The 2,978-nt window shown below is 75.9% G+C and carries 3 protein-coding genes and 1 pseudogene; all 4 read right to left on the bottom strand.

Going from position 1 to position 2,978, the window contains the following annotated elements:
- On the bottom strand, positions 1–779 hold a 779-nt coding region (locus NCC78_RS30155; RefSeq protein WP_250798778.1), incomplete at its 3' end, for a RecB family exonuclease.
- A gap of 138 nt (positions 780–917) precedes the next feature.
- Entirely contained in the window at positions 918–1,532 is a 615-nt protein-coding gene (locus tag NCC78_RS30150) for a MarC family protein (protein WP_250798776.1), read from the bottom strand.
- 40 nt (positions 1,533–1,572) lie between these two features.
- Positions 1,573–2,439: a PHP domain-containing protein gene (locus NCC78_RS30145; RefSeq protein WP_250798775.1), complete on the bottom strand. Its 867-nt coding sequence runs from the start codon at positions 2,437–2,439 to the stop codon at positions 1,573–1,575.
- 44 nt (positions 2,440–2,483) lie between these two features.
- Positions 2,484–2,978 (bottom strand): annotated as a pseudogene (locus tag NCC78_RS30140) (hypothetical protein); the annotation flags it as partial.

Raw genomic sequence — 2,978 nt, 5'->3', positions numbered from 1 at the left:
GTCTGCGCACCGGCCGGGCAGGTGCGCCGGTAGTCGCACCAGCCGCAGCGGGGGCCGGGCGTGGTCGGGAACGCCTCGTCCGGGTCGGCGCCGTCGCCGACCGCCCGCTCGGCGGCCATGATGTCCCGCGCGGTCTCCTCGGCCCGGGTGAGCTGCCGGGCCAGCGACTCGACGGTGTGGTCGTGCGCGACGACCGTGCCGCTGGGCAGGTGGTGCAGCTCGACCCGGCGGCACGGCCGGCGGAACACCCGCTCGGCGGCGTACGCGTAGAGCGCCAGGGCCTGGGAGCCGCGCGCGTCGTCGGCGTCGAGCCCGCTGCGGCCGGTCTTGTAGTCGACGATGACCAGCTCGGGGCCGTCGGGGCCGGGGCGGGAGTCGATCCGGTCGGCCCGGCCGTTGAAGGCCAGCACCGCCGTCTTGACCGCCACCACCCGCTCCACGCCGAGCGGGTCGACGCCGGGCTCCAGGGTCTCGACGTAGGACTCCAGCCAGCCCAGCGCCCGCCGGTAGGCCGCCCGCTCCTGCTCGTCGTCGCGGTAGCCCTCCCGGACCCAGGTGCCCTTGAGCAGCCCGGCGAGCGCCTCCGGGCGGCGCCGGTCGAGCGGCAGCGCGTACCAGTTCTTCAGGGCGGTGTGCACGCTGGCGCCGAGGGAGTTGTGCGCCCACGGCGGGCCCTTGGCCGGGGCCGGGCGGTCGACGTAGGAGTAGCGGTAGCGCCGGGGGCAGTCGAGGTACGCCCCGAGTTTGCTGGGCGTGCAGACGAAGAGCCGCTCCGGCATGCCCTCGAAGCCGAGCTGCTCGGACCGGTCGTCGCGGGGGCGGGGCGCCCGGCCGCCGGTGGCGGAGGATCGTCCGGCTGAAGAGGCTCGTCGCACGCCTGCGATCCTGCCACCAGACCCCGACAGAATCCGCCCCGGTCAGCCCATGTTGACGTACTGGGTCACGAAGGCGGCCACCGCGTCCGCGATGAGCTGGACCGCGATCGCGGCCAGCAGCAGACCGGCGATCCGGGTCAGCACCTCGATCCCGCCGGGGCGCAGGACCTTGACGATTCCGCCGGAGAAGCGGAGCACCACCCAGACCGCAACCATGACCGCGACGATCGCGGCGGCGATGGCGGTGAAGTCCGCGGCGCCCTCGGCCCGCTGGACGAAGAGCATGGTGGCCACGATGGCACCGGGGCCGGCCAGCAGCGGCGTGCCCAGCGGCACCAGCGCGATGTTCGAGGTGACCTGCTGGCTCGGGTCGTCGGCCTTGCCGGTCAGCAGCTCCAACGCCACCAGCACGAGCAGCAGCCCGCCGGCGGCCTGGAGTGCCGGCAGGTCCACGTGCAGGTAGTCCAGCAGGGTCTGACCGGCCACCGCGAAGATCACGATCACGCCGAGCGCCAGCGCGACCGCCTGCCAGGCCGCCCGGTTCCGGTCCCGGGCCGGCAGCGGACCGGTCAGCGCGAGGAAGATGGGCATCATGCCCGGCGGGTCGACGATCACCAGCAGGGTCACGAAGACCTCGCCGAACAGCTTGGCATCCACGCGATCAACGTAGTCGGGCCCGCTACGGCGGAAACGCGGATCAGCCGGAAGCGACCTCGGTCACCCCGCCCGCTCCGGCGACGATCCGCTCGTACGCCTCGGGGTGGGTGGTGAACGCGCCGAGCCGGACGGTCTTGTGCGTGCCGTGGAAGTCCGACGAGCCGGTCACCAGCAGGCCGAGGTCGTCGGCGAGGGCGCGCACGTGCGCCCGCTCGGCCGGCGAGTGGTCCTCGTGGTCGGCCTCCAGCCCGGCCAGGCCGACCGCCGCCAGCTCGGCGATCAGCTCGTCCGGCACGATCCGCCCGCGCCGGGTGGCCCGGGGGTGGGCGAACACCGGCACGCCCCCGGCGGCGCGCACCAGGCGGACCGCCCGGAAGACGTCGATGTCCTCCTTGGGCAGCCGGTACCGCTCCCCCAGCCAGTCCGGGCCGAACGCCTCGGTGGTGGTGGCCACCAGACCGGCCCGGATCAGGGCCGCGGCGATGTGCGGCCGGCCCACCGCCCCGCCACCCGCGCCCGCGAGGATCTCCGGCCAGCTCACGTCGATGCCGTCGGCGCGCAGCAGCGTCACGATCCGCTCGCCGCGCACCTCCCGCGCGGCCCGGACCCGGGCCAGCTCGGCGACGAGCTCCGGGGCGTCCGGATCGAAGAGGTACGCGAGCAGGTGCAGCGGGACGGCCGGCTCCTGGCCGTACCAACGGCAGGAGATCTCCGCGCCGCGGACCAGGCTGAGCCCGGGTGGGAGCGCCCGCAGGGCCGGCGCCCAGCCGGCGGTGGTGTCGTGGTCGGTGATCGCCACGACGTCCAGCCCCGCCTCCGCCGCCGCCCGCACCAGTTCGGCGGGGCTGAGCGTGCCGTCGCTGGCGGTGGAGTGGGTGTGCAGGTCGATCCGCGGACGCGAGCTCATCGCCCGACGCTACCGGCACGGGCGGCCCCGGCTCCCCGGCGCGGTCAGAACTCGGCGCCGGTGACCGGCACCGGGCGGCCCGAGGAACGCAGGGCGTCCGCCGGGTCCAGGGTCGCCCGCTCACCGGCGAGCACCCGGCCGACGTCGACCCACACCAGTGCGCCGGAGGCGTCGGCGTACACCGCCGTCGCCCTGGGCGTCCAGGCCACCGCCCCGGGCAGCGGCGGGCCGGCCGGCCGGACCGCCGCCGGGGTGCCGAGCCGGTCCAGGTCGACCAGGAGGGAAGTGTCCCTGCCGGTCGCCCGCCCGTTCACCAGCAGCCACCGTCCGTCCGGCGAGACCGCGCCGCGGCCGTCCGCGCCCAGGGTCGTCGCGCAGTCCGTCCGTACCGGCGCGAGGTCCCGGGTCGTATCGAGCAGGGCCAGGCAGGGACGGCGCGGCGTGCCGGCGGAGACCTGGGCGACCACCGTGCCGTCGGGGCGGGCGCCGTGCACGTGCACGGTGGCCCGGTCGGCGCCGGCCTTCAGCGACCCCAGCGC

It is taken from the genome of Micromonospora phytophila (genome assembly GCF_023656545.1).
Lineage (GTDB): Bacteria > Actinomycetota > Actinomycetes > Mycobacteriales > Micromonosporaceae > Micromonospora > Micromonospora phytophila.
Note: the sequence above shows the minus strand (reverse complement) of the source record. Positions and strands in the feature narration are given on the sequence as shown.